We start from the raw sequence: 20,131 nt of genomic DNA on the forward strand, positions 1-20,131 counted from the left end.
ACGCTTTTTTTCATTTAATGCTTTGGTTGCATACAGTTCGCGTAATAAGTCACGGTTGCTGGCCAGTCGGAAAAAATACCTAGAATACCTACCTGATTAGCTAACACATCTAACACCTGCATAGTGTTGCCATCATTATTGATAACGGCATGCTTTGAGTTAGCCGCTTTGGGGTTATCACCATTCATTGTTTGGTAATACCAGCCGCCGCCGTTAGCGAGCGGGCCTGAGCGCTCGAGTGTCCATGTTATAATCTCTAGCCCTTCAGCTTTAGCTGCTTTTGCATAGGCAGAAGGGGTAATAGCTCCATCCTCTATATCAAGTAGCATCCATAGGGGCGGTGCGATAATTTTCACGCCCTCATTCACCAACTGCTGCATAGACGGGTTCCATGTGGTAGGAATGCGATGGTTGAAGCTTTTATCGTTATATCGACCATCTAAAAAAGCCGCTTGCTGAGCAAAACGGGGCTCGTTTTTAATCCAGTATTGTAGATCAGCAAGATTAAATGACTGCGGAAAAACATCAGAGGCAGGAACGCCGGCTTCTTTATATTCGCTCATCATTTTCTGGGCATAATCGTGCTGTGAAAAGCCATTAAATGGCATCTCAACACTTGGAGATTTCAATTCGGGTGTCATTTTTACGTTGAGTTTCTTAAAGAGTGCGATGCTGTCCTTGTGTGTCATTAAGGTGCCATTAGTGGCGTATAGGTCTGTTCGCCAAGCAGCGGTGCCGTTCATAAACTCTTGTGCTGAGCTGGCGTTAGGGTTGGATGCATCCATTTTGCCTTTAAGCGTTTTGAACTCAGCTAAGGTTATATCACTGGTACAACATTGGGCTGTGGCTGGGCTGGTTAATGTACCGTCAGCAGCAAATACGGCGGGTTGAAAAGGAACCGAGCACTTGTTAGCCAAAGAGGTATCAAGAATATTAGTAGTGGTTTGCAGGTCGCACTGTGAGTGACGGCATACAAGTTCTTGGTCCTGCGTAAAAGTGACATCGCACTCAATAATACCGGCGCCCATACGTGCTGCTGCCTCGTAAGACTCTTTAGTATGCTCTGGAAATTGCATGGCAGCACCACGATGTCCAATAGAGAAGTCGGTTCGCTTGAATGGGCCTTCTGAGCAGCTTTTAAGCGTCTCCTTTAGTGCGCTATCAGCCATCTTGTTGACTAAAAAATAAGGTCGTGGCCCGAGCTGTATATTTTGTTGCTCTTTTCCATCTGCGCTCAGATCGGTAGCCGCCATGGCGGTTCCGTATAAGGTGGATAATAAAACTGCAGTAATTAAGGTTTTAATAGTTAATACGATCGTAGAGCGCTGCATAGCTACCTCCTGAATTGTTCCGTCACTCACAGGTATGAGAGTGACAGAACTTTACAGGATGATTATTGCAGTTATGTGCTTGTTTGTTACTGTGTTACTTCACTTAGAAAATCAGTAAAGCGTTGCCATGATTTTTTGTCAGCATATTCTCTGTAACGGTCAGAGTTAAATACGGTAAATGCATGTGATGCGCCACTGTAAGTAATCATCTCGTGGTCAACTCCGTTGCTTTCAAGGTCAGTCGCCAAGGCAGCAAAACTGTTCATTGTTATGGCGGTATCTGCGCTGCCATGCATGATCAGCAGTTTGCCCTGCGTTTGGCTATAGTTTTGGCCTTTAGGAGTGGACAGCCCCCCATGAAATGTTACGAATCCTTTGGCTTTTGTACCTGATCGGGCCATTTCTAAAACCGCCGCACCACCAAAACAATAGCCCATAAAAACCGTGTTATTTGTATTGGCGCCTTGTGCTTTTGCAGTATCCAATGCACGGCTTAACAAATTTCTCATTTTTGTGCGGTCTTTGTAGAGCTCACCCGTATGTTGGCGTTTGTCTTGCATTTTTGTAGGGCGTATTCCGGCGCCAAATAAGTCAGCTGCAAATACAGAATATCCTATTTTAGCGAGCATGTTAGCGCGTGTTACTTCGTAGTCTGTTAGTCCGTCCCAGTCGTGGATAAGTAGAACCAGAGGCGCATTTGTAGAGGGGCTAATGTAATACCCCTGATAAGGCTGACCGTTCAATTCATAATTTAAGTGTTGTCCTGCTGCGTTAGCAGAGCATGAGATAATTAAGCTCAGTAGAGCTAAAAAGTAGGTTTTCATGATAGACCTCCATTACTTGATCTTTTTAGATAAGAAGGGTCTCGTTACTGCAGAGGTTTTCGTGCTAAGAATTGAGTGTAATACGACTGAGACCGGAATAACTAGCTATTTTGTGTCTCTATTTGATGAGATCTAAGGATGAATTAGTCTGTACAAGGTATTAAATATAGAGGGGTAGTATTCGTATGAAACAGTTAAAGTTTTTGTTGTTGGCTAGTGTAGTGATGCTATTTGTAACCCCCGTTGATGCATTGCTTCTTCAGCCGAAAATGATAAATGTGCACGGCACTTCTTATAAAGTGCATGTTCCACAAGGTTATATTCTTGAGGTGCTAACAACCGATATTGATCGTCCTAGGATGTTAACTTTCCACCCAGATGGCAGTTTGTTTGCAGGGTCTCGATCAGGCAATGTTTATCGATTAGCGCCGCCATATGGCACAGTTGAAACACTAAAGTCTCGTTTTAGATACCCACATAGCGTGGCTTTTAGAGGTGAGCAGATATATATAGCGAGCGAGGAGGGGCTTTATCAGGGTCAGTATTCATCAGCGGACTCTTTACGGATTCATGGGTTAAAAAAGGTAATTGAGTTACCTATTGGTGGACATAGTAGCCGGACGGTAAAAATAGGCCCGGATCAGCGCATTTATGTGAGTTTAGGTATCTCCGGAAACTGCAGTAATGAATATTTAGGCCCAAGTTACGCTATGCAGAACAAGCGGGGAGGTATGATGGTACTCAATGAATCGGGCACACCTCAATGGGAGACTTATTCGAGTGGCTTACGTAATCCTGTAGGTTTTGATTGGTCGCCTTATGATGGGGAGCTTTATGCCAGTAATAATGGTCCGGACCATTGGGGATTTGAGCAACCGCCTGAGCAGTTTGCGCATTTAACCAAGGGTTCTTTTCACGGCATGCCATGGTATCAATATGATGGTGCTCAGGTAAAACGAGATAATTGTATAAGTAGAATGCCTCCTCGTGATTTGAATGAGGTCAAAATACCGGTGACTACGTTTCCTGCCCGTAATGCACCCATGGCGGTAGCGTTTGTTCCTATGAGTGGTGAGGTAAATGAACAGCAGAATGAGTTTTCAGGTAATGCGCTGGTGGCGCTACACGGGTCATGGGCAACTCAGTCCGCTGGTAACAAAGCGAGCCGGCGCCCTCCTAAAATAGTGATGGTGCGTTTTAACAAGGGTAAACCTAGTGCTGTGGAGGATGTACTGACAGGGTTTCAACTCAATGATGGTTCACGTTGGGCTCGGCCCGTGGGGGTGGCAGTTGGGCCGGATGGAGCTATTTATATGAGCAGTGATGGAGTGCCTTCTGCGTTATTTAGATTGCGCAGAATGTAGGCTGCAAAAGCTTAGACTATGGGGGCTTTGCTTATAGGGAAAGCTGAGCGACTGAGTTTCCTCAGTCGCTGTTTATACTAGACTTCCCCGCTACGTATACGTTCACTACGCGCACGTAAGTACTCAATGGTTAATAGTAATAAGCCAGAAATAACTACGAGCAACACGGCGACTGCCAGAATCGTCGGGTTGATTTGCTCTCTTAGCCCAGAGAACATCTGACGAGGAATAGTACGTTGTTCTGGACCTGCTAAGAACAAGATAACGACGACTTCATCAAATGATGTGACAAAGGCAAACAATGCTCCAGATATAACGCCAGGGCGAATCAAGGGCATTATGATTTTGAAAAAAGTATAAACAGGTGGAGCTCCTAAGCCTAATGATGCTCGCATGAGTGAGTAATCAAAGCCAGATAACGAAGCATTTACAGTAATGATAACAAACGGTGTGCCGAGCGCGGCATGCGCAATAATGACGCCCAAGTAGCTCCCCGAAAGACCAAGTTGCGTATAGAAAAAATACATTCCTGCCGCGGTAATGATTAATGGAACAATCATAGGAGATAGTAGCATCGCCATGATCAGTCGTTGAAAAGGCATCACGGGGTTAGATAATCCAATCGCTGCAAATGTGCCTAAAAAAGTTGCCAGTATGGTTGCACATAAGCCAATAAAGAAACTGTTCTTGATGGCTAGTAACCACTTATCATCATTGAAAATTTCGGCATACCATTTTAACGAATATGCGTCAGGGTCAAAGGTAAGCATCCCTTCAGTAAAAGTGAAGTAGGGCTCGGCATTGAACGATAGCGGGATAATAACCAGTATCGGTATCATCAAAAATGCTAGCACTAGCCAAGCAGTAATACGTAATCCGTGCATGCCTGCTTTTTGCCAGAAAGAGAAGTATTTTGGAAATTTCATGGCATTACCCCAGCTTAATATTGCTGACACCAACCAAACGGTCGTAGAGCCAGTAAAGGGCGAGAATTAAGGCGAGTAACAAGGAGCCAAGCGCAGCGGCTAATTCCCAGTTGTTAGACGACTGCATGTGGAAAGCAATAATATTACTGATCATCTGTCCATCGGTTCCACCTACCAAGGCGGGCGTAATGTAGTAACCGATAGAGATGATGAAGACGAGCAAAGCACCCGCGCTGAGCCCAGGCACTGTCATGGGTAAATAGATACGAATGAAAGCAGGAATAGGCTTAGCACCCAGAGACATCGCTGCTCTGAAATAGCTTGGGTCAATGCCTTTCATCACGCTGTAAAGCGGTAAAATCATGAAAGGAAGTAGAATATGAGTCATGGAAATAACGGTTGCTGATTGGGTATACAGCATTTCAAAGGGTTCAGTGATTGCATGAATCGACTGCAAAAAGGTGTTGACCACCCCGTTGGTTTGCAGCAACGCAATCCATGACGTTGTACGTACCAATAATGAGGTCCAAAACGGTAACAAGACAAATACCATGAGTGTATTGGCTGTTTTAGATGATGCAGTAGCAAGGTAATAGGATAGTGGGAATCCGATAATAGCCGTTAAAAAGGTGATCATCAGGGCTATTTTTAAACTTTTTAAATAGAGCCTGATATAAACCTGAGTATCACGGGCAACTATTTCACCGATGCTGTTACGGTCTAAATCGAGGGCGGTAAGATAAGAGTTGGCAGTGAAGAGTGCTCCAGAGGATTTCATCACCCTCCAGATTTCTACTTCTTTCCAATGAGGCTTGCTAGCAAATAGGCGTGCAGCCCCTTCGATTTTGAGTAGCTCGGTATCAAGTTTTTTGAACTTACGTGCTGTTGATTTAATGACACTCGAGGTGCCAGGCATCGCACGGTTAATCTCTTCGCCTAATTTGCCTGATTTACGTTTGAGCGCAAGTTGCTGTAGTTCGACTGCAAAGCGATTAAGTACGGCATCGTCAGGGCGATTATCACCTTTCTCATCCCAGCTCGAGAGTGCCTCTAGTGTGTCAGGTATTAATTGAGCAACCGTAGGATGGTAAACACTTCGGTATAGCATGGTGCCTATTGGAGCAATAAAGGCAATCATGACAAATATGAGTAACGGTGTAACAAAGGCGAATGCGATAAGTTTACGCCGGCGTTGCATTTTTCTACTTTGCGCCATCTCCTCGTCGGTCAGTGTAGACCGTGCTCGAGGTGCGTCATTGCTAAGTTCAGCTTGAGACATAGAAGCAGCCCTTTTTTAGAAGACGACGGGACATACGAGACCCGAAAATAGTCAGGTAGCCTCAACTAGCAGAAAGTACTTCTGCTAGTTGAGTGATCCATAAATAATAATGTTAACGGGTGGCTTAGTTAAGCAACCACTCGTTGAACTTCTCGCCTAAAGACTCACCATAATCAGCCCAGAACTCACCTGAAGCTTGCAGGCCTTCATCCAGATGCGCCGAAGGCAGTTTAGGAATGATCGCAGGATCAACATAAGTATATGAAGACTGACGCGTCGGGCCGTAAGCTACATCTTGCATGCCACTTTCAGGTTTTGAACTAGTAGCAAAACGGATAAAGTCTTCTGCTAAGGCTTTGTTTTTGGTGCCTTTCACAATGGCCCATACATCTAAGTCGTAGATATGCGCATCCCAGACCATTTCGAAGGGTTTTTTGTCACTCTGAATAGCATCAAAAATACGGCCATTAGCAGACTGAACCATCACTGCACCACCATCATTCAATAGTTGTGGGGCTTGTGACCAGCTATCAAACCAAACAAGATCATCTTTGATGGTGTCTAACTTGGCAAAAGCACGTTTCTGTCCTTCTGCAGTAGCAAGTACATCGTACACTTTCTCTTTAGCGACACCGTCGGCAATGAGTGCCCATTCCATATTAACCTGCGGGCGTTTACGTAAAGCGCGTTTGCCCGGGAATTGTGATGTATTGAAAAAGTCACCTATGGTGCTTGGCTGGCCACCCTTGATGGTGTCATTGTTATAAGAATACAAAACAGTCCAAACAATGTTACCTACACCGCATTCGTTAGATAGTGCTTGGGGAGAGAAGTCTTCACTGGCAGCAACGCCATCATCTCCAGGCGGTAATGTATCGTGAGGGAATACTTCTAACAGTCCTTCAGAACAGGCTCTTTCAAGATCAATTACTTCTATATCAACAACATCCCAAAGAATGTTGCCACTTTCTACTTGAGCCTTGATCTCAGCGATACCACCTGAGTAATTTTCAAACAGAATCTTGTGTCCTGTCTTAGCCATATAAGGGTCGAGCATATGCTTTTGTTGTGCTGCGCCGTATGCTCCACCGAATGATACAGCAGTGAACTGATCGGCCATTACAGGGGCTGCTGCTGTGCATAGCGCGAGCGCCGCGCCGAATCGTTTGAGTGCTTTCATTTTTATTTTTCCTCTTACGTTTTCTTGCAGTTTATTGCTCTTTATTATGTGTATTTTTCGTTAAACAGAACGATCTAATGCTAATCCTCCAGATGTGGACCAAGTGAGGGTTGTTATAGCACCACGTTGCAGAACAGGGGCGTCTTGATCGTTCAGTGTTTTGACCATTAGCTCAGTACCTGAGCTAAGTTTAAAGAAGTAACGAATGGAGTCTCCAACATAAAGGCGGGTAGTAAAGTTAGCTTGAATGCTGTTTTCCATTGAATGCTCGCTAGCAATAAATAGATTTTCAGGGCGAATGGTCAGCATGCATGGAGCGCCTTCCGGTGGGCAGTTATCATTGCCCGTTGTTGCGAGTGTGCCATCGAAAAGTTCCACTTGCGCTAAGCCGTTTTCAATTCGTTTGACGGTGCCAGGGATGCGATTGTTTTCGCCAATGAAGTTAGCAACAAATGAGTTCGCGGGTTGCTCGTAAAGTACTTCAGGTGCTGCACACTGCTCTACGATACCGTCGTTGAAAACAGCAACTCTGTCAGACATGGTAAGTGCTTCTGTCTGGTCATGCGTAACATAAATAGCCGTGAATCCAAGATCTTCATGTAGACGTTTTATTTCGAACTGCATCTGCTCACGCAGGTTTTTATCGAGAGCACCTAAAGGCTCATCCATTAAAACAATGCTTGGTTCAAAAATCAGTGAGCGGGCAAGAGCAACGCGTTGTTTTTGACCGCCGGATAGTTGCCCAGGGTAACGTTTAGTAAAAGTAACCAGCTCAACTAAGGCCAGGGATTCTTTGACTCGGCGTTCGATCTCAGCATTTGGAATTTTACGAACTTTTAACGGGTAGGCTAAGTTTTCGTAAATAGTCATGTGTGGAAACAAAGCGTAATGCTGAAATACCATTCCAATATTACGATGATAAGGGGCAATATTTGTAACGGGTTCTCCGTTCACTAAAATACTACCGCTGGTGACATCTTCAAACCCAGCTAGCATCATTAAGCAGGTTGTTTTTCCTGAACCCGAAGGGCCCAGTAAAGTCACAAACTCGCCTTTCTTAATATCAAGGTTAAAATCCTTAACGACCAGGTTTCTTTGATCATAGCTTTTCTTTACGTTAACAAAGCGTACGTATTGGTCGTCGGCAGTGGATGAGCTGCCAGAAATGGAAGAGTCTGTCATCTGGGCGTATTCTCCATTTTTGTTATTATTTTTGAGTTAATACCACAACACAAAAAATCTATCTGAGAGAGTGTTTCCATGAAAAATCATGTTGAACTGATTTAGTTTGGAGTTCAAGTGTTGCTTGTACCCATCCTAAAGCCGTACCTTCATAATCTATGAACTTGTACGGATTCTTAATGATTTCATAGAATGAAATAGACATGGTGAGACCTTTTTTATTTTTATTATCAAACTGTTAAGTGATAATTATTTTATATAACTATGTTTTATCAGTTGTTTGAATATAGATCAATTTTTTTTGTTCTTTATAGACCCAGATACTTCATGGGATGGGTCCAGAAGAGGAAAAAGAGATCAGGTTAATTTAAGTAGCACAATGAACACGTGAGTTAGTATAGAAGAGAACGGGAATAAGAAAGGCATCATAAGCCGATATCATTGATCTCTGGTATCGGCTACATGGCCATAGGCTTAAAGATGGCTTACGTCGATTCCAGGGACTGGTTAGATTGAGTAATGCTTTAGGTAACCCCATTGCTTCCCGCTTAACGTCTGCAATTTTTTTGTTGTATAGAAATCAACGAACCAATCTAGGTTTGAAACCAAAAAAACTCAACAACGAACTCACATATATAAGAGCTGTGTTTCATAAGCGGATAGCGCTAGAGCAATTGAACTATGTAAATCTGCTAGAGAAAGTCTGATGGTTATGTGCCATAGTGGTAGCGTAGTTGAGCGATCAGAATCGTATCATCCTGATGTTTGTACACAATTCGATGCTCATCATTGACACGTCGCGACCAGTACCCTGATAAGCCATGCTTTAAAGGCTCAGGCTTTCCTATGCCTTCATTTGGGCTTTTTTGAATATCTTTAATTAGCCAATTGATACGTTTTAGTATTTTCTTATTGGTAGTTTGCCAATAGAGATATTGTTCCCAGGCTTGAGTCGAGAACGTTAACTTCATTCAAGAAGTTCTCTTTCTGTTCCCTTGCCTGTTTCCAGTTCGGCTATAGACTCTAATAGGTTTCTAGCGTTGGTTGGAGACCTGAGTAAATATGTAGTCTCTTCCATTGCGTTATAGTCTTCTAAAGATATCATTATGACGGGCGCTTCATTTTTGCGAGTGATAATTATAGGCGCATGATCATTACAGACATTTGCCATAGTGCTCGCTAAATTTGCTCTAGCTGCTGTGTAGCTTATTACATTCATGTTGGATTCCTTCTCATGTACGTTAATCTGTACATGCTAGCTTGCTGGTACATAAGACTCAATTTGATAGGATTGCAAGTATCGGGATGGTTTCTGTACATCCAGTCATTATTAAACACTAAATATAAAAAGTCCTGTAAAAAAATTGTTTATTATTAGTGGTGAGGTGGCGGTCTTCGGACTCATGTGCCGTGCCTTTTGTTGTGCCAGTACATACCGCAACGCTAAGGTTTTATGGGTTTTTATCAGAGCCGTTAAACCACTATGCAGAGCTATGTTTTCGACACATGCACGTAACCGTGCTTGGTTTTTCTGGCGTCTTTATATGAAATTGTGCATTATCGGAATATCAGGAAGGCATATGCCAGACCCTGTTCGAGCTAATACCAAAACGCATGTTTATTTTCAACGGAGGAAAATGGCTGGTGAAATTAAAAACTCCCATTAAGAGAAATGAGTCTGAATCGAAATACATAAAAAACTACAGAGTGTTTTTCTAATTGATAGTGTGCATTCATATAATGGGCTGAATCTATTATGATTTTAAATAAATGTGTGATGGTGTTGTTATTATTAGTGCCGTGCTTGAATGCATTCGCTGACGGTATTAAAGTCCATGCTTTTGGGATAAATTTTTTGATACCTTCAGAATATGTTTTTAATATTAATTCGATTGATGGTGCACCACATTTCTATTCAGATACGTTGACAAAGGATTCGATTTATTTCGGGGAAGTCAAAGATTGTGATTATTGTGCCAAAGTAAATGAAGATGGTTTTGAAAAAGAAAAATTGGGTTGTTTAGGGAATGCTGAGGCATTTAATTATCGTAGAAATTCTTATTTTAGTGAGGATCTTTATTATGGGTATTTATTCTATAATAAATATCATTATATGATAATTCCGGATGAGACTACTGATAGCAATTTTTGGGAAAAGTATATTGACCACAAATCGTGTGAATTAAGTTCCGCCATTATAGGTGAGAGAAGTGCTGCAAAGTGATGGCTTAGGTTTTTGATTGATGGTCCCGCTTCTAATAAAGAAATATGAACAGTATCCAGTGTTGCAGTTTCGATATCATTTTAGCTTTAACAGTTTAGCTGTAACGGCACGTGCAGGCGTTCTTAATGTCAGGTACGCAACATCTGTAAAAACGGGTTCTTCTGGTGGTAGCGTATTTCGAACTCATTTTCCTGCACTGTTCTTTTTGATAGATATATTGTAGCTCGTGCTGATGGGTATAGGAGCATCATAAATTAAGGTATCATTTTGGTTGAGGTGTCTATTTATATAGATTACTTTTAGTGCTTTGAATGGAATTTACATAAAAGGAATTTGAGTTGGAGTCGTTTGTCAGATTTTCACGAAATGTGGTTACTATAATTCTTGCAACAGGGGTGTTAACAAACGCTATCTACATTTTTGGGCAAGGTTATTCTAGAGGCTTTGTTAGTGGTTTAGGGTTTGATTATATTCTTTTTACTACAAGTTGGGATGAAGCTCCTTTTTGGGCATATGAGGCTAGCAGGATGATGGGGCTTTATGTGGTTCAAATTTTTTTGGACGTAGGGTGGATTCTTTATCTGTATATAAGTTTAAGTGTTTTGCTAGTTATTATCACTTTTAGAGTTATATCTACTTACTTATCTAAAACTAATAAGTCTTTTGATAAAGATAAAATTAGAAATAGCATTAATCCCGAAGTAGGTTTTTTTATATTGTCTTTTTCATATTCATATCTTGTTACTGTAGCCGTGTTTTTTGTTCCAATAATAGTCTCTGTATGGGTTCTTTTTCCGTACTTTGCAGAGAAATACGGCGCTTCAGTTGCTTTTGATAGATACTCTCAGTATGAAAAATCTTTATGTGATACTAAGTATGGGTGGAGCGGATGTATTCATATAGATTCTAAATATTTTCCAGATTATACGGGGCAAGACAAAATTCTAGGAAGGGTTGTTCTGAAGAATGATCAATATTGGGGAGTACTGACAGAAAATGGCCCTATGACTATCAGTGCTCCGGACTCTATTTTTTATGAGTCTATACCTTTAAAGAAAACTGAGGATTGATATTTAAAATTTCTTTTTCTGCTTTAGCAATGAGATTAAACCACCTAAGCCAAATACCCCTGGTGCTAGATATTGAAGAAATTTTGATACCTCAGTGAGTAGGTATTGCTGAAACATTACGTGTGCGTTGCCTCCATTCATTGCCGGTAATATTTGACCGGCTTTGTTATGGAAGTACAACCAGGATAACAAGGCAATAGTGAACCCTACCCAATAGGGAAATTTACTAACGGCATCTAATAGTGATGTTTTCTTTGACGACACGATAACAATTCCTTTTGTTGCGAATAGTTATCATTATAATTTAGAGCTTATTAATTATCTACGGCTCTTGTCCGGTATGCGCTCCTATCGGCACAACTTTTCCCTTATCCGTTTCGCTAGTCGGTATCTGTGCCTGCTCTGTCGTATTCGCTCGCGACCTATTTTAAGTCAGGGCTAATTTGACCGATTTCCGGGGTTATAGTGTCCAACGTTAACCAAAATGTATAAGTCGGATACCCTTTGAAAATCGCTTTTAGTATAAGCGATGAAGGGGCTGTTCCTTTGTCTTCTATGCTCTCTAATGTTCTTTGAGAAATGCCTAGTTTATCTGGAAAGGCTTTCCTGCCCATTCTTTCTGAATCACGAATCTATGTCCTGACTTTCTAAACGGTGCTATTAAGTACAATCCGATGAATTGAAGTAGTAATGCAAGGTTTGCTTAGACAGTGTATGTTTTGCTACTTCGTGGGACTAGTGCTGATCATAATGAATGCTGTTTGGGGCTGTTTGGGGCTGTTTGGGGCTGTTTGGTTTTGCATAACAACCAAATTATTATCAAGATTGAATATGGATTTATTTATGGTTTTTAGTAATGTGTCTTTTCAGAAAGTGATCTTGATTATTGAAAGCTCTGAGGTTTGAAGTAATCTAATTAATGGCTAGGTTGTCAGGGAGATAACATGAAGGTATCTAGGCTGGTTGTTGGTCTTTTTTTTATATTTTTAGGCTATAGCACTAACAATTTTCAATTTGTAAATGTCAATATGATGAGTGTGATTTTATGTATTCTTGGAGTGTTCATAATTTTTTATTCATCTAGAGGGAATAACGATAGTACAACTGGTGACGGTGATATCGGTCACAGCAGTAGTTACAGCAGTGATAGCGGTGGTGATGATGGCGGAGACTGATTAAATAGAGCTGTAGTTTTGGTTGTTTGATGATTGGTAGTGTTGTCTATGTCCTGACTTTTTAAACGATGCCATTAAGTACAATCCATTGAATGAATTCAGAATTATAGGGTAAGGTTTGCTACAACTGTATTTTTGTTCTATAAACTAATCCGTGTGAAATCCTATAAGGACGTAGGGGGACTGATAATTATTATGAGGATGTATTCTTCATAAATAATAGAGTGTCATATGTTCTAAACCAACGGAGAGGTTTATAAATTGAAACTTATTATTACATTGATTGGTATCGTTCTTTTTCTTGTGTATCCGGTCAAGTTCTCAGCTGAGAAATTAGGAGCAGACAACACTGGGTTTGGAAGGTGTTTTTTTGCCGTTATTGCTTCAGTATTTATTGGCACCTTTGCTGAAAGCGTTGGTAGCTCTGATTTAATTCAATTCGTTATCACGTTGGCTGGTACTGCGGTTGTTTTTTCATTCCTATTAGGCGCAAAGTTCGTTCAAAGCATTATTATCGCGCTACTTTCGACACTGATTCAATTTGGCATAATCTTTGGATTGATTGGTTTGGGTGTCTTGTCCTGGGCTGCTTAAATGATACAAAAAGTACTACCACTTGTTTGTACTATATTGATGATAGTCTCGTTATCACTAATCCCAGCTTTGACTATTTCAGCTTTGTTTTCACTAAAAAGAAATAAAAGTAAGTTTCTCAGGTGTGTTCAACTGCCTGGCTGGGCGTTAAACAGTCGTCGAATTTACGTATTCAAAAACGAAGCAAGAGGATGATTTTTTAGATTGCTTCTTTGCTTTTTATTAATAAGCATTCTTTTAATTATAGGCCTGTACTTAGATTGAGCTGCTAGGCAACTGGGGTGATGTTCGTTAGTTGTTTCGACACTTTTTCGACACATGCAGTAATTCTTAAACGCCAGACATGAAAAAGGCCTGTAAAAACAGGCCCTTGTCATTGTATTTTGGTGGAGGTGGCGGGTTTCGAACCCGCGTCCGCCAATCCGCCGCCATAAGGTCTACATGCATAGACACCTCTATTAAGTTAACCCACCACGGCCCGAGGGTCAGGGCGTTTAGGGCGAGCCTTTTTAGTTTTAACCGTTCAGCTTAAGGCGAAGCATCCGGGCGGTTCTGTCTCAAATGACACCGCGAACCTCTAAGTTACAGACACCTTTGAGTGCGGCGCTAGCGGCCCTTAGGCTGCTAGAGCGTAGTTATCGTCGTTAGCAACTATAACTGTGCAGTAATTGATTTACGTGATTCACTACACTCACGGCATGCACTTAAGGTTTTGTAATCAGCGTCGAAGCCATGTCACCCCCAAGTAGCGAGGATTATAGCGGTTTGAGTATATGAAAAGAAAGAAGTTTCGCAGTTGTTTTAGCGTTCTGCCATTATGCGTTGTTTTTGGCGATCCCAGTCTCTGTTTTTTTCTGTCTCACGTTTGTCATGCAGCTTTTTACCTTTTACTAAGGCAATTTCGCATTTTACACGACCGCTTTTCCAGTACAGACCTAATGCAACGCAGCTATAGCCTTTTGCTTCAACTTCTTCAGTGAGCCTGTCTATCTGGCGGCGGTGTAATAATAGTTTACGGTCACGGCGCGGCTCAGTAACAAAGTGAGTGCATGCTTGTGATAAAGGGGAGATGTTAGCGCCCACAAGCCACGCTTCGCCATCCTTGATCAGGACGTATGAGTCGACGAGCTGTCCACGGCCATCTCGAAGGCTTTTTACTTCCCAGCCGGCAAGTGAAACGCCTGCTTCAAGTTTATCTTCGATATGGTATTCATATCGAGCACGTTTGTTGAGGCAGATGGTGCTACTCGTATTTTTTTGTTTCTTCTGTTTAGCCATAGTGCGCGATTATAGCGATGGAGAGGGTGAGTAGGAAGCTGCTTAGCCTTTATTTATTGATTATTTAATGGAGAAATTTTGTGAATTTGCTGCGACTAAAGTTGTCAACGCCGCAAAGAAAGGGAACAATGCGCGTTTATTTACACTAATAGCAAAGAAAATATACTCGAGAAACGTATGCAAGAAAAATTATCAATTCATGGTGCTTGGTCAAACCGTTGGGTTTTTATCTTGGCAGCAACTGGATCAGCCGTTGGTTTAGGTAATATTTGGAAGTTCCCATACATCACCGGTGAGAATGGTGGGGGCGCTTTTGTACTGGTTTATCTCGTGTGTATTTTGATGGTAGGTATTCCTATCATGGTGTCTGAAGTATTGATCGGGCGCCGTGGTAGACAAAGCCCCATTAACTCGATGAAAGACTTAGCCGTTGAATCGGAGCTCACAACCAAGTGGTCCTTAGCGGGCTGGATGGGCGCACTGGCGGGTGTCATGATTTTCTCTTTTTATTCAGTCGTTGCCGGTTGGGTACTCTATTACGTGGCCGGGATGGCCAATGGCGACTTTATTGATATTGGTAGCGAGATGGCGGGTAAGCGCTTTGAAACGTTATTAGGAGACTTTGAAACGCTATTAATTTGGCACAGTGTCTTCGTTATCATGGTCATGGCTGTTGTTGCTGGCGGTGTGAATAAAGGTTTGGAGCGTGCAACGCGTATTATGATGCCTGCGTTATTCGTGCTGCTCTTTATTCTATTGGCCTATTCAATGACCTCAGGTGCATTTGGTCAAGGCTTTGACTTCTTGTTTCATTTTGACCCTTCTCAGCTCACCTGGGATTCTGTGCTTGTGGCACTGGGGCACTCTTTCTTTACCTTGTCGTTGGGTATGGGATCAATCATGGCATATGGCTCATATATGCCTAAAAAAGCGAGCATTGGTGGTACGGTTGTGATGATCGCGCTACTAGATACGCTGGTTGCTTTAGTGGCTGGTTTAGCTATTTTTCCTATCGTATTTGCCAATCAGTTGGACCCTGGGGCTGGTCCTGGTCTGATGTTTATTACCTTGCCTGTTGCTTTTGGACAGATGCCAGGAGGGCATATCTTTGGCTTCTTGTTCTTTGTGCTTATTGCTGTTGCTGCATGGACATCCGCTATCTCTTTGATGGAGCCTGCGGTTGCGTGGATGGTCGAGAAGTTTAAAATTAAGCGCCTTCCTGCTTGTACTGCATTAGGTGTTTTAGTGTGGGCGTTGGGTGTGGCGTGCTTAGGCTCGTTCAACTTTATGTCTGATTTCAAAGTGGCAGGAATGACTTTCTTTGATCTGATGGACTTTGCAACGGCTAATATTATGTTGCCGTTAGGTGGCTTGTTTATCGCTATTTTTGCGGGTTGGAAAGTTAAACAGTATGCATTACAGGATGAGCTGGCTATGCAGCGTTTTTGGTTTTCTGCATGGTATTTTGCTATTCGTTACGTCGCTCCGGTGGCGGTTGCAGCAATTTTCGCTCTAAATTTGTACAATAAGTTTGCCGTGTAGAGTGGAAAGTTAAAACATGACGCAAGTTAATCGCAGTGCATTGGTACTGCATAGCGCTCAGCAAATGTTCGATATAGTGAATGATGTGTTGGCATATCCGGACTTTTTGCCCTGGTGTGCTAAGACTGAGCTTCTCTTTGAAGATGAGCAGCAGATGGAAGCTACGCTTTATTTAGCAAAAGCGGGCTTGAAGTATAGTTTTACAACGCATAACAACTTGGCTCGGCCTACAAAAATAGAGCTTGAACTTGTAGAGGGTCCCTTCTCACAATTATCCGGGTATTGGACTTTTGAAGCGTTAAGTGATGAAGCGTGTAAAGTGAGCTTGAGCTTAGGGTTTGAGTTTGAAGGTAAGTTGAAAAATCTAGCTATGAGTAAAGTTTTTAACCAAGTGGCGACTACCTTGGTTGATGCTTTTGTGCAACGGGCTGATGCAATTTATGGGTAATATCATGATTAATGTAGAAGTTGCTTATGCTTTGCCGACCGAGCAAAAAATTATTGCGCTTAAGGTTGAGGAAGGCACTACAGCTTCCGATGCAGTAAAACTGTCGAAAATGGGTGAGGTTTATCCGCAAATTGATATCGATTCAGGCCCAATGGGGATTTTTGGTAAGGCGATAAAAGACCCAAAGGTTACCGTTTTAAAAGAGGGAGATAGAGTTGAGATCTACCGCCCGCTGATAGCCGATCCAAAAGAGGCCAGAGCAAAACGGGCAGCAAAAATCAAAGCACAACAAGATACTCAGTGATAATTATTGCTGAGCCGCTGCTGCAGAAGGTTTGTAATCACCCGACAAGTTAGTTAATTGCCCGTTGGTGAAGAATAGTGAAAGATGCTCTTGTGTTCTGGTTTCTCCACCTTTTTTAAAGGTGTAAATATAGTCCCAACGTTCGCCGTTAAAAGTATCAACAACCAGCGGTGTGCCTAGTACATAGCGGACTTGCTTATGGTTCATGCCAGGCTTGAGTTGGTCGACCATCTCTTGGGTAATGATGTTCCCTTGTGGGATATCAATTTTGTAAACGCCAGGGAATCCTGAGCAGCCGGATAACAAAGTTACGGCGATAATGCTAATTAGAAACTTTCGCATCTGTAAATGACTTCCACTTTTACGTGTAAATAAAGATAATAGAGTCTAACATCCAGTTGTTGGAATCAATAGAGTAAAGATCATGTCCGTCGAAAATCAAGAATTAAGGAAGGCAGGCCTTAAAGTTACTTTGCCACGCGTTAAGATATATCAGATTCTCGAAAAAGCAGGTGAGGGTGATCATTTTAGCGCGGAAGATATCTATAAACTGCTGATGGAGATTGGCGAAGATGTTGGTTTGGCAACAGTTTATCGTGTGCTAACTCAATTTGAAGCAGCAGGCTTGGTGACTCGTCACCACTTTGAAGGCGGGCATTCTGTATTTGAATTAGCAAGTGCAGAAGAGCATGATCATATAGTTTGTGTGAAATGTGGCAAGGTGCGAGAGTTTGTTGATCAGAAGTTGATTGATCGTCAGTACGAAATTGCTAAAGATTTAGGTTTTACTATTACAGATCGTACGCTTTACCTTTACGGTGTCTGTGCAAACGGTTGCACTGCTAAATAGATTAAATTGTATTAAAGGGCCGACTTTTCGTCGGCTTTTTGGCTTTTTCGTTAGCTGTACTACCTATTTGCTAGACTCCTAGCATCTCTTTAGCATGATCGAGAGAGCGCTTAGTTACATCAATCCCACCTAGCATACGTGCAATTTCTTGAACTCTATCTTTTTTTACTAGTGTATTTATGTGCGTATGTGTGTGCTCTTTACCGGCACGTTTGCTAACAAACAGGTGTTGATGCCCTTGTGAAGCAACTTGCGGCTGATGCGTTACACACATTATTTGTGCTCGCTCTCCTAGCTGGCGAAGCATTCTCCCGACAACTTCCGCTATAGCGCCACCAATACCAACATCCACTTCATCAAAGATGAGCGTAGGCGTTGTTGAGCTTTGCGCGGTGATAACTTGAATGGCGAGACTGATGCGAGATAGCTCGCCGCCTGAGGCTATTTTTGCTAAAGGGCGAGCCGGTTGGCCTTTATTGGTGGCGATTAAAAATTCAATATCTTCCAAGCCGCTTGCTTGCGGGGCGTCTGTTTCTGTAAGGGTCGCTATGAAGTTGGCTGAGGTCATGCCCAGTAAATACAGCTGTTCATTAATTTGTTTGTTTATCTGTGTGGCTGCTTTTCTGCGTGCAGCACTGAGTTTCGTTGCCGCACGGGTGTATTCAGAGCGAATTTTTTCCACATCAATGCTGAGTTGTTCAAGCGTCTCGTCTGTACTTTGTAAAGTATCGAGCTCTGTTCTTAGTTGCACATGAAACGCAGGTAATGTTTCGGGTGATACACGGTGCTTGCGAGCGATATCATAAATGCATGAGAGGCGCTCTTCTGTTTCTGTTAAGCGCTCTGGGCTGATTTCGATACGATCCAAGTAGTGACGAAGTTCTTGGGTGGCTTCATCAATTTGTATTTGAGCACTGCTCAAGAGTTCTGTCGCTTGGGTAACGGCAGGTGCTTGATCGTTTAATTCTGCTAGTAGTTGTAATGCGTGATGCAAGAGTTGATTGCAGCTCTCTTGTTCTCCTTCGCAAGTGACTTCAAGAATTTTATACCCATTTTGTAAAGTGCTGCCCGCTTGGCTTAGTGTTTTCTGTTCTTGTTCTAGGGTCGCTAGTTCGCCTTCAAACATGCCTAACTGGTCTAGTTCGTTTAACTGGTAACTAAGGAGTTGAACTTTAGCTTGGTGTTCCTCGTCTTGATTAAGCAAAGCCTCAAGGTGCTTCTGTTGTTTCTGCCATTGCTGGAAAAGGTTCTTCACTTTTGTAGCTTGAATGACCTGTGCTGCAAATTGGTCGACGAGTTCGCGGTGATGGTCTTTCTTTAAAAGGCGTTGGTGTTCATGCTGCCCATGAATGGCTATGAGGTGTTCACCAAACTCTTTGAGTGCATTAAGTGGGCAGGGTTGGCCGTTGATATAGCTACGAGAACGGCCTTCTCGGGTAATTACACGTCGGATAATACATTCGTTGTCTTGATCAAGGTCTTGGTCTTTGAGCCATGCCTTAGCATCGTGAAGTGCATCAATATTAAAGCTGGCAATAATCTCTGCGCGATCTGCTCCATGTCTAACACTACCGCTATCGGCTCTGTAGCCAAGTGTTAATCCTAATGCATCTAGCATGATGGATTTCCCAGCACCGGTTTCACCGCTAATTACTGTCATTCCTTGCTTTAGTTCAAGGTCTAGCGATTCGACAATAGCGTAGTTGCGAATGGTCAGTTGCGTCAGCATTTTGATTATTCCATGCATGTGTATTTATACAGTACTTTATTTATAGGCGATTTTTGCGTCAGGTGCAATCGTGTCAAATCAATCGTATTGAAAAAAAGTCGAATTAGGGTTGAATTTACAGCTTGGGGCCCCATAAAGACCGCATTCTAGTTTTTTAGTATTTTATGGCTGCTTGAGTTGGAGAGCCCCATGGCGAATGACCAGACGACACAAAATGAAACAGTTGAATCTGCAGATGTAGATAACGTAAACCTTGATACATCAAATGCTGATGAATCAGATGCGGCAGTCGATGCTAAGGATGAGCAAGCTGGCGAAGTTGCAGATAACGTAGAAAAGCAGCTATCTGAAGCGCAGGCAGAGATTTCGGCCCTTAAAGAGCAGGTTTTGCGCTCAGCTGCTGATGTGCAGAATGCTCGCCGTAGAGCCGAAAAAGATGTTGAGAAAGCTCACAAGTTTGCGCTTGATAAATTTGTGAATGAAATGCTGCCTATCGTAGATAGCTTAGAACGCGCACTAGAAACCAGCAGTGCTGATGATGAAGCAACGAAAGCCTTGCGCGATGGCGTTGAAATGACGCTTGGTATGTATATCGCAGGCTTAGCTAAATTTAATGTTGATCGTATTGATCCGCAAGGCGAAGCATTTGACCCGGTTTCACATCAGGCTATGTCAATGGTTGATGCGCCGGATGCGCAACCTAATACAGTGATTGCGGTTATGCAGAAAGGCTATAGCCTAAATGGTCGTTTGATTCGCCCTGCCATGGTCATTGTGTCAAAAAGTTAAAAAAACCATATTAAATGCCTTGAAATTGTACAAAACGTATCC

23 protein-coding genes and 1 other RNA gene are annotated in these 20,131 nt (G+C 42.4%); 11 read left to right on the top strand and 13 right to left on the bottom strand.

Going from position 1 to position 20,131, the window contains the following annotated elements; genetic code table 11:
- Positions 1–14 precede the first annotated feature (14 nt).
- On the bottom strand, positions 15–1,331 hold the full coding sequence (locus tag NEJAP_RS02215) for a glycerophosphodiester phosphodiesterase family protein (protein ID WP_201349098.1): 1,317 nt from the start codon (positions 1,329–1,331) through the stop codon (positions 15–17).
- A gap of 86 nt (positions 1,332–1,417) precedes the next feature.
- On the bottom strand, positions 1,418–2,155 hold the full coding sequence (locus tag NEJAP_RS02220; protein WP_201349099.1) for a dienelactone hydrolase family protein: 738 nt from the start codon (positions 2,153–2,155) through the stop codon (positions 1,418–1,420).
- Positions 2,156–2,340: 185 nt separating this feature from the next.
- Between NEJAP_RS02220 and NEJAP_RS02225 the strand changes: the two genes are divergently transcribed.
- The gene (locus NEJAP_RS02225; protein ID WP_201349100.1) at positions 2,341–3,519 is read left to right on the top strand and encodes a PQQ-dependent sugar dehydrogenase; all 1,179 of its coding nucleotides are present in this window, start codon (positions 2,341–2,343) and stop codon (positions 3,517–3,519) included.
- A gap of 77 nt (positions 3,520–3,596) precedes the next feature.
- On the opposite strand, the gene NEJAP_RS02230 is transcribed toward NEJAP_RS02225, so the two are convergent.
- The 4 genes from NEJAP_RS02230 to NEJAP_RS02245 all read right to left on the bottom strand — a co-directional run bounded on the left by NEJAP_RS02230 (position 3,597) and on the right by NEJAP_RS02245 (position 8,086).
- Positions 3,597–4,445: an ABC transporter permease gene (locus NEJAP_RS02230; protein ID WP_201349101.1), complete on the bottom strand. Its 849-nt coding sequence runs from the start codon at positions 4,443–4,445 to the stop codon at positions 3,597–3,599.
- A gap of 4 nt (positions 4,446–4,449) precedes the next feature.
- On the bottom strand, positions 4,450–5,724 hold the full coding sequence (locus tag NEJAP_RS02235; protein WP_201349102.1) for an ABC transporter permease: 1,275 nt from the start codon (positions 5,722–5,724) through the stop codon (positions 4,450–4,452).
- A gap of 124 nt (positions 5,725–5,848) precedes the next feature.
- On the bottom strand, positions 5,849–6,904 hold the full coding sequence (locus NEJAP_RS02240) for an ABC transporter substrate-binding protein (protein WP_201349103.1): 1,056 nt from the start codon (positions 6,902–6,904) through the stop codon (positions 5,849–5,851).
- Positions 6,905–6,964: 60 nt separating this feature from the next.
- The gene (locus tag NEJAP_RS02245; protein ID WP_201349104.1) at positions 6,965–8,086 is read right to left on the bottom strand and encodes an ABC transporter ATP-binding protein; all 1,122 of its coding nucleotides are present in this window, start codon (positions 8,084–8,086) and stop codon (positions 6,965–6,967) included.
- A 440-nt stretch (positions 8,087–8,526) separates the two neighbouring features.
- On the opposite strand from NEJAP_RS02245, the gene NEJAP_RS19515 reads away from it, so the two are divergent.
- On the top strand, positions 8,527–8,793 hold the full coding sequence (locus NEJAP_RS19515) for a phage integrase (RefSeq protein WP_419197857.1): 267 nt from the start codon (positions 8,527–8,529) through the stop codon (positions 8,791–8,793).
- A 3-nt stretch (positions 8,794–8,796) separates the two neighbouring features.
- Here the strand turns inward: NEJAP_RS19515 and NEJAP_RS02250 are convergent, their stop codons facing one another.
- Together NEJAP_RS02250 and NEJAP_RS02255 are read right to left on the bottom strand one after the other, a co-directional pair.
- A complete protein-coding gene (locus NEJAP_RS02250; protein WP_201349105.1) occupies positions 8,797–9,057 on the bottom strand; it encodes a Txe/YoeB family addiction module toxin in 261 nt (86 codons plus the stop codon).
- Entirely contained in the window at positions 9,054–9,305 is a 252-nt protein-coding gene (locus NEJAP_RS02255; protein WP_201349106.1) for a type II toxin-antitoxin system Phd/YefM family antitoxin, read from the bottom strand. Before NEJAP_RS02255 ends, NEJAP_RS02250 begins: the two co-directional genes overlap by 4 nt.
- Positions 9,306–9,842: 537 nt before the next feature.
- Here NEJAP_RS02255 and NEJAP_RS02260 point away from each other — a divergent pair.
- The gene (locus tag NEJAP_RS02260; protein ID WP_201349107.1) at positions 9,843–10,310 is read left to right on the top strand and encodes a hypothetical protein; all 468 of its coding nucleotides are present in this window, start codon (positions 9,843–9,845) and stop codon (positions 10,308–10,310) included.
- A gap of 338 nt (positions 10,311–10,648) precedes the next feature.
- Complete coding sequence (locus NEJAP_RS02265) at positions 10,649–11,380, top strand: hypothetical protein (protein ID WP_201349108.1); 732 nt, start codon at positions 10,649–10,651, stop codon at positions 11,378–11,380.
- 3 nt (positions 11,381–11,383) lie between these two features.
- On the opposite strand, the gene NEJAP_RS02270 is transcribed toward NEJAP_RS02265, so the two are convergent.
- Positions 11,384–11,644, bottom strand: coding sequence for a hypothetical protein (locus NEJAP_RS02270; RefSeq protein ID WP_201349109.1), 261 nt, complete (start codon positions 11,642–11,644; stop codon positions 11,384–11,386).
- Positions 11,645–12,324: 680 nt separating this feature from the next.
- On the opposite strand from NEJAP_RS02270, the gene NEJAP_RS02275 reads away from it, so the two are divergent.
- Positions 12,325–12,555: a hypothetical protein gene (locus tag NEJAP_RS02275; protein WP_201349110.1), complete on the top strand. Its 231-nt coding sequence runs from the start codon at positions 12,325–12,327 to the stop codon at positions 12,553–12,555.
- A gap of 261 nt (positions 12,556–12,816) precedes the next feature.
- Positions 12,817–13,149: a hypothetical protein gene (locus tag NEJAP_RS02280; RefSeq protein ID WP_201349111.1), complete on the top strand. Its 333-nt coding sequence runs from the start codon at positions 12,817–12,819 to the stop codon at positions 13,147–13,149.
- 384 nt (positions 13,150–13,533) lie between these two features.
- On the opposite strand, the gene ssrA is transcribed toward NEJAP_RS02280, so the two are convergent.
- Together ssrA and smpB are read right to left on the bottom strand one after the other, a co-directional pair.
- Positions 13,534–13,892, bottom strand: a transfer-messenger RNA (tmRNA) gene (ssrA, locus tag NEJAP_RS02285).
- 58 nt (positions 13,893–13,950) lie between these two features.
- Positions 13,951–14,427: an SsrA-binding protein SmpB gene (smpB, locus tag NEJAP_RS02290; protein WP_201349112.1), complete on the bottom strand. Its 477-nt coding sequence runs from the start codon at positions 14,425–14,427 to the stop codon at positions 13,951–13,953.
- Between the two features lie 177 nt (positions 14,428–14,604).
- On the opposite strand from smpB, the gene NEJAP_RS02295 reads away from it, so the two are divergent.
- Genes NEJAP_RS02295 through NEJAP_RS02305 form a run of 3 tightly spaced genes read left to right on the top strand, consistent with a single transcriptional unit; the run spans position 14,605 to position 16,721 of the window.
- The gene (locus NEJAP_RS02295) at positions 14,605–15,969 is read left to right on the top strand and encodes a sodium-dependent transporter (RefSeq protein ID WP_201349113.1); all 1,365 of its coding nucleotides are present in this window, start codon (positions 14,605–14,607) and stop codon (positions 15,967–15,969) included.
- 16 nt (positions 15,970–15,985) lie between these two features.
- The gene (locus tag NEJAP_RS02300) at positions 15,986–16,417 is read left to right on the top strand and encodes a type II toxin-antitoxin system RatA family toxin (RefSeq protein ID WP_201349114.1); all 432 of its coding nucleotides are present in this window, start codon (positions 15,986–15,988) and stop codon (positions 16,415–16,417) included.
- A gap of 4 nt (positions 16,418–16,421) precedes the next feature.
- Positions 16,422–16,721 (top strand): RnfH family protein, encoded by a 300-nt coding sequence (locus NEJAP_RS02305; protein ID WP_201349115.1) that lies wholly within the window; start codon positions 16,422–16,424, stop codon positions 16,719–16,721.
- Positions 16,722–16,724: 3 nt separating this feature from the next.
- Here NEJAP_RS02305 and NEJAP_RS02310 read toward each other — a convergent pair whose 3' ends face one another.
- Positions 16,725–17,063: an outer membrane protein assembly factor BamE gene (locus NEJAP_RS02310; protein WP_201349116.1), complete on the bottom strand. Its 339-nt coding sequence runs from the start codon at positions 17,061–17,063 to the stop codon at positions 16,725–16,727.
- Positions 17,064–17,145: 82 nt separating this feature from the next.
- On the opposite strand from NEJAP_RS02310, the gene fur reads away from it, so the two are divergent.
- Complete coding sequence (fur, locus tag NEJAP_RS02315) at positions 17,146–17,571, top strand: ferric iron uptake transcriptional regulator (RefSeq protein WP_201349117.1); 426 nt, start codon at positions 17,146–17,148, stop codon at positions 17,569–17,571.
- Between the two features lie 70 nt (positions 17,572–17,641).
- Here fur and recN read toward each other — a convergent pair whose 3' ends face one another.
- Positions 17,642–19,300, bottom strand: coding sequence for a DNA repair protein RecN (gene recN, locus NEJAP_RS02320; RefSeq protein WP_201349118.1), 1,659 nt, complete (start codon positions 19,298–19,300; stop codon positions 17,642–17,644).
- A 189-nt stretch (positions 19,301–19,489) separates the two neighbouring features.
- Here recN and grpE point away from each other — a divergent pair, with 189 nt between their 5' ends.
- Positions 19,490–20,089 (top strand): nucleotide exchange factor GrpE, encoded by a 600-nt coding sequence (grpE, locus tag NEJAP_RS02325; protein WP_201349119.1) that lies wholly within the window; start codon positions 19,490–19,492, stop codon positions 20,087–20,089.
- The last annotated feature ends 42 nt before the right edge of the window (positions 20,090–20,131 follow it).

The organism is Neptunomonas japonica JAMM 1380, from assembly GCF_016592555.1.
In the GTDB taxonomy this organism is placed as follows: domain Bacteria; phylum Pseudomonadota; class Gammaproteobacteria; order Pseudomonadales; family Balneatricaceae; genus Neptunomonas; species Neptunomonas japonica_A.

Excerpts from the sequence above, each read along its gene's own strand:
- recN (WP_201349118.1), bottom strand. The coding sequence starts at position 19,300 with ATGCTGACGCAACTGACCATTCGCAACTACGCTATTGTCGAATCGCTA.
- NEJAP_RS02260 (WP_201349107.1), top strand. The coding sequence starts at position 9,843 with ATGATTTTAAATAAATGTGTGATGGTGTTGTTATTATTAGTGCCGTGC.
- NEJAP_RS02255 (WP_201349106.1), bottom strand. The coding sequence starts at position 9,305 with ATGAATGTAATAAGCTACACAGCAGCTAGAGCAAATTTAGCGAGCACT.
- NEJAP_RS02225 (WP_201349100.1), top strand. The coding sequence starts at position 2,341 with ATGAAACAGTTAAAGTTTTTGTTGTTGGCTAGTGTAGTGATGCTATTT.
- NEJAP_RS02305 (WP_201349115.1), top strand. The coding sequence starts at position 16,422 with ATGATTAATGTAGAAGTTGCTTATGCTTTGCCGACCGAGCAAAAAATT.
- NEJAP_RS02295 (WP_201349113.1), top strand. The coding sequence starts at position 14,605 with ATGCAAGAAAAATTATCAATTCATGGTGCTTGGTCAAACCGTTGGGTT.
- smpB (WP_201349112.1), bottom strand. The coding sequence starts at position 14,427 with ATGGCTAAACAGAAGAAACAAAAAAATACGAGTAGCACCATCTGCCTC.
- grpE (WP_201349119.1), top strand. The coding sequence starts at position 19,490 with ATGGCGAATGACCAGACGACACAAAATGAAACAGTTGAATCTGCAGAT.
- NEJAP_RS02275 (WP_201349110.1), top strand. The coding sequence starts at position 12,325 with ATGAAGGTATCTAGGCTGGTTGTTGGTCTTTTTTTTATATTTTTAGGC.
- NEJAP_RS02310 (WP_201349116.1), bottom strand. The coding sequence starts at position 17,063 with ATGCGAAAGTTTCTAATTAGCATTATCGCCGTAACTTTGTTATCCGGC.
- NEJAP_RS02235 (WP_201349102.1), bottom strand. The coding sequence starts at position 5,724 with ATGTCTCAAGCTGAACTTAGCAATGACGCACCTCGAGCACGGTCTACA.
- fur (WP_201349117.1), top strand. The coding sequence starts at position 17,146 with ATGTCCGTCGAAAATCAAGAATTAAGGAAGGCAGGCCTTAAAGTTACT.
- NEJAP_RS02220 (WP_201349099.1), bottom strand. The coding sequence starts at position 2,155 with ATGAAAACCTACTTTTTAGCTCTACTGAGCTTAATTATCTCATGCTCT.
- NEJAP_RS02300 (WP_201349114.1), top strand. The coding sequence starts at position 15,986 with ATGACGCAAGTTAATCGCAGTGCATTGGTACTGCATAGCGCTCAGCAA.
- NEJAP_RS02240 (WP_201349103.1), bottom strand. The coding sequence starts at position 6,904 with ATGAAAGCACTCAAACGATTCGGCGCGGCGCTCGCGCTATGCACAGCA.
- NEJAP_RS02230 (WP_201349101.1), bottom strand. The coding sequence starts at position 4,445 with ATGAAATTTCCAAAATACTTCTCTTTCTGGCAAAAAGCAGGCATGCAC.
- NEJAP_RS02250 (WP_201349105.1), bottom strand. The coding sequence starts at position 9,057 with ATGAAGTTAACGTTCTCGACTCAAGCCTGGGAACAATATCTCTATTGG.
- NEJAP_RS02215 (WP_201349098.1), bottom strand. The coding sequence starts at position 1,331 with ATGCAGCGCTCTACGATCGTATTAACTATTAAAACCTTAATTACTGCA.
- NEJAP_RS02245 (WP_201349104.1), bottom strand. The coding sequence starts at position 8,086 with ATGACAGACTCTTCCATTTCTGGCAGCTCATCCACTGCCGACGACCAA.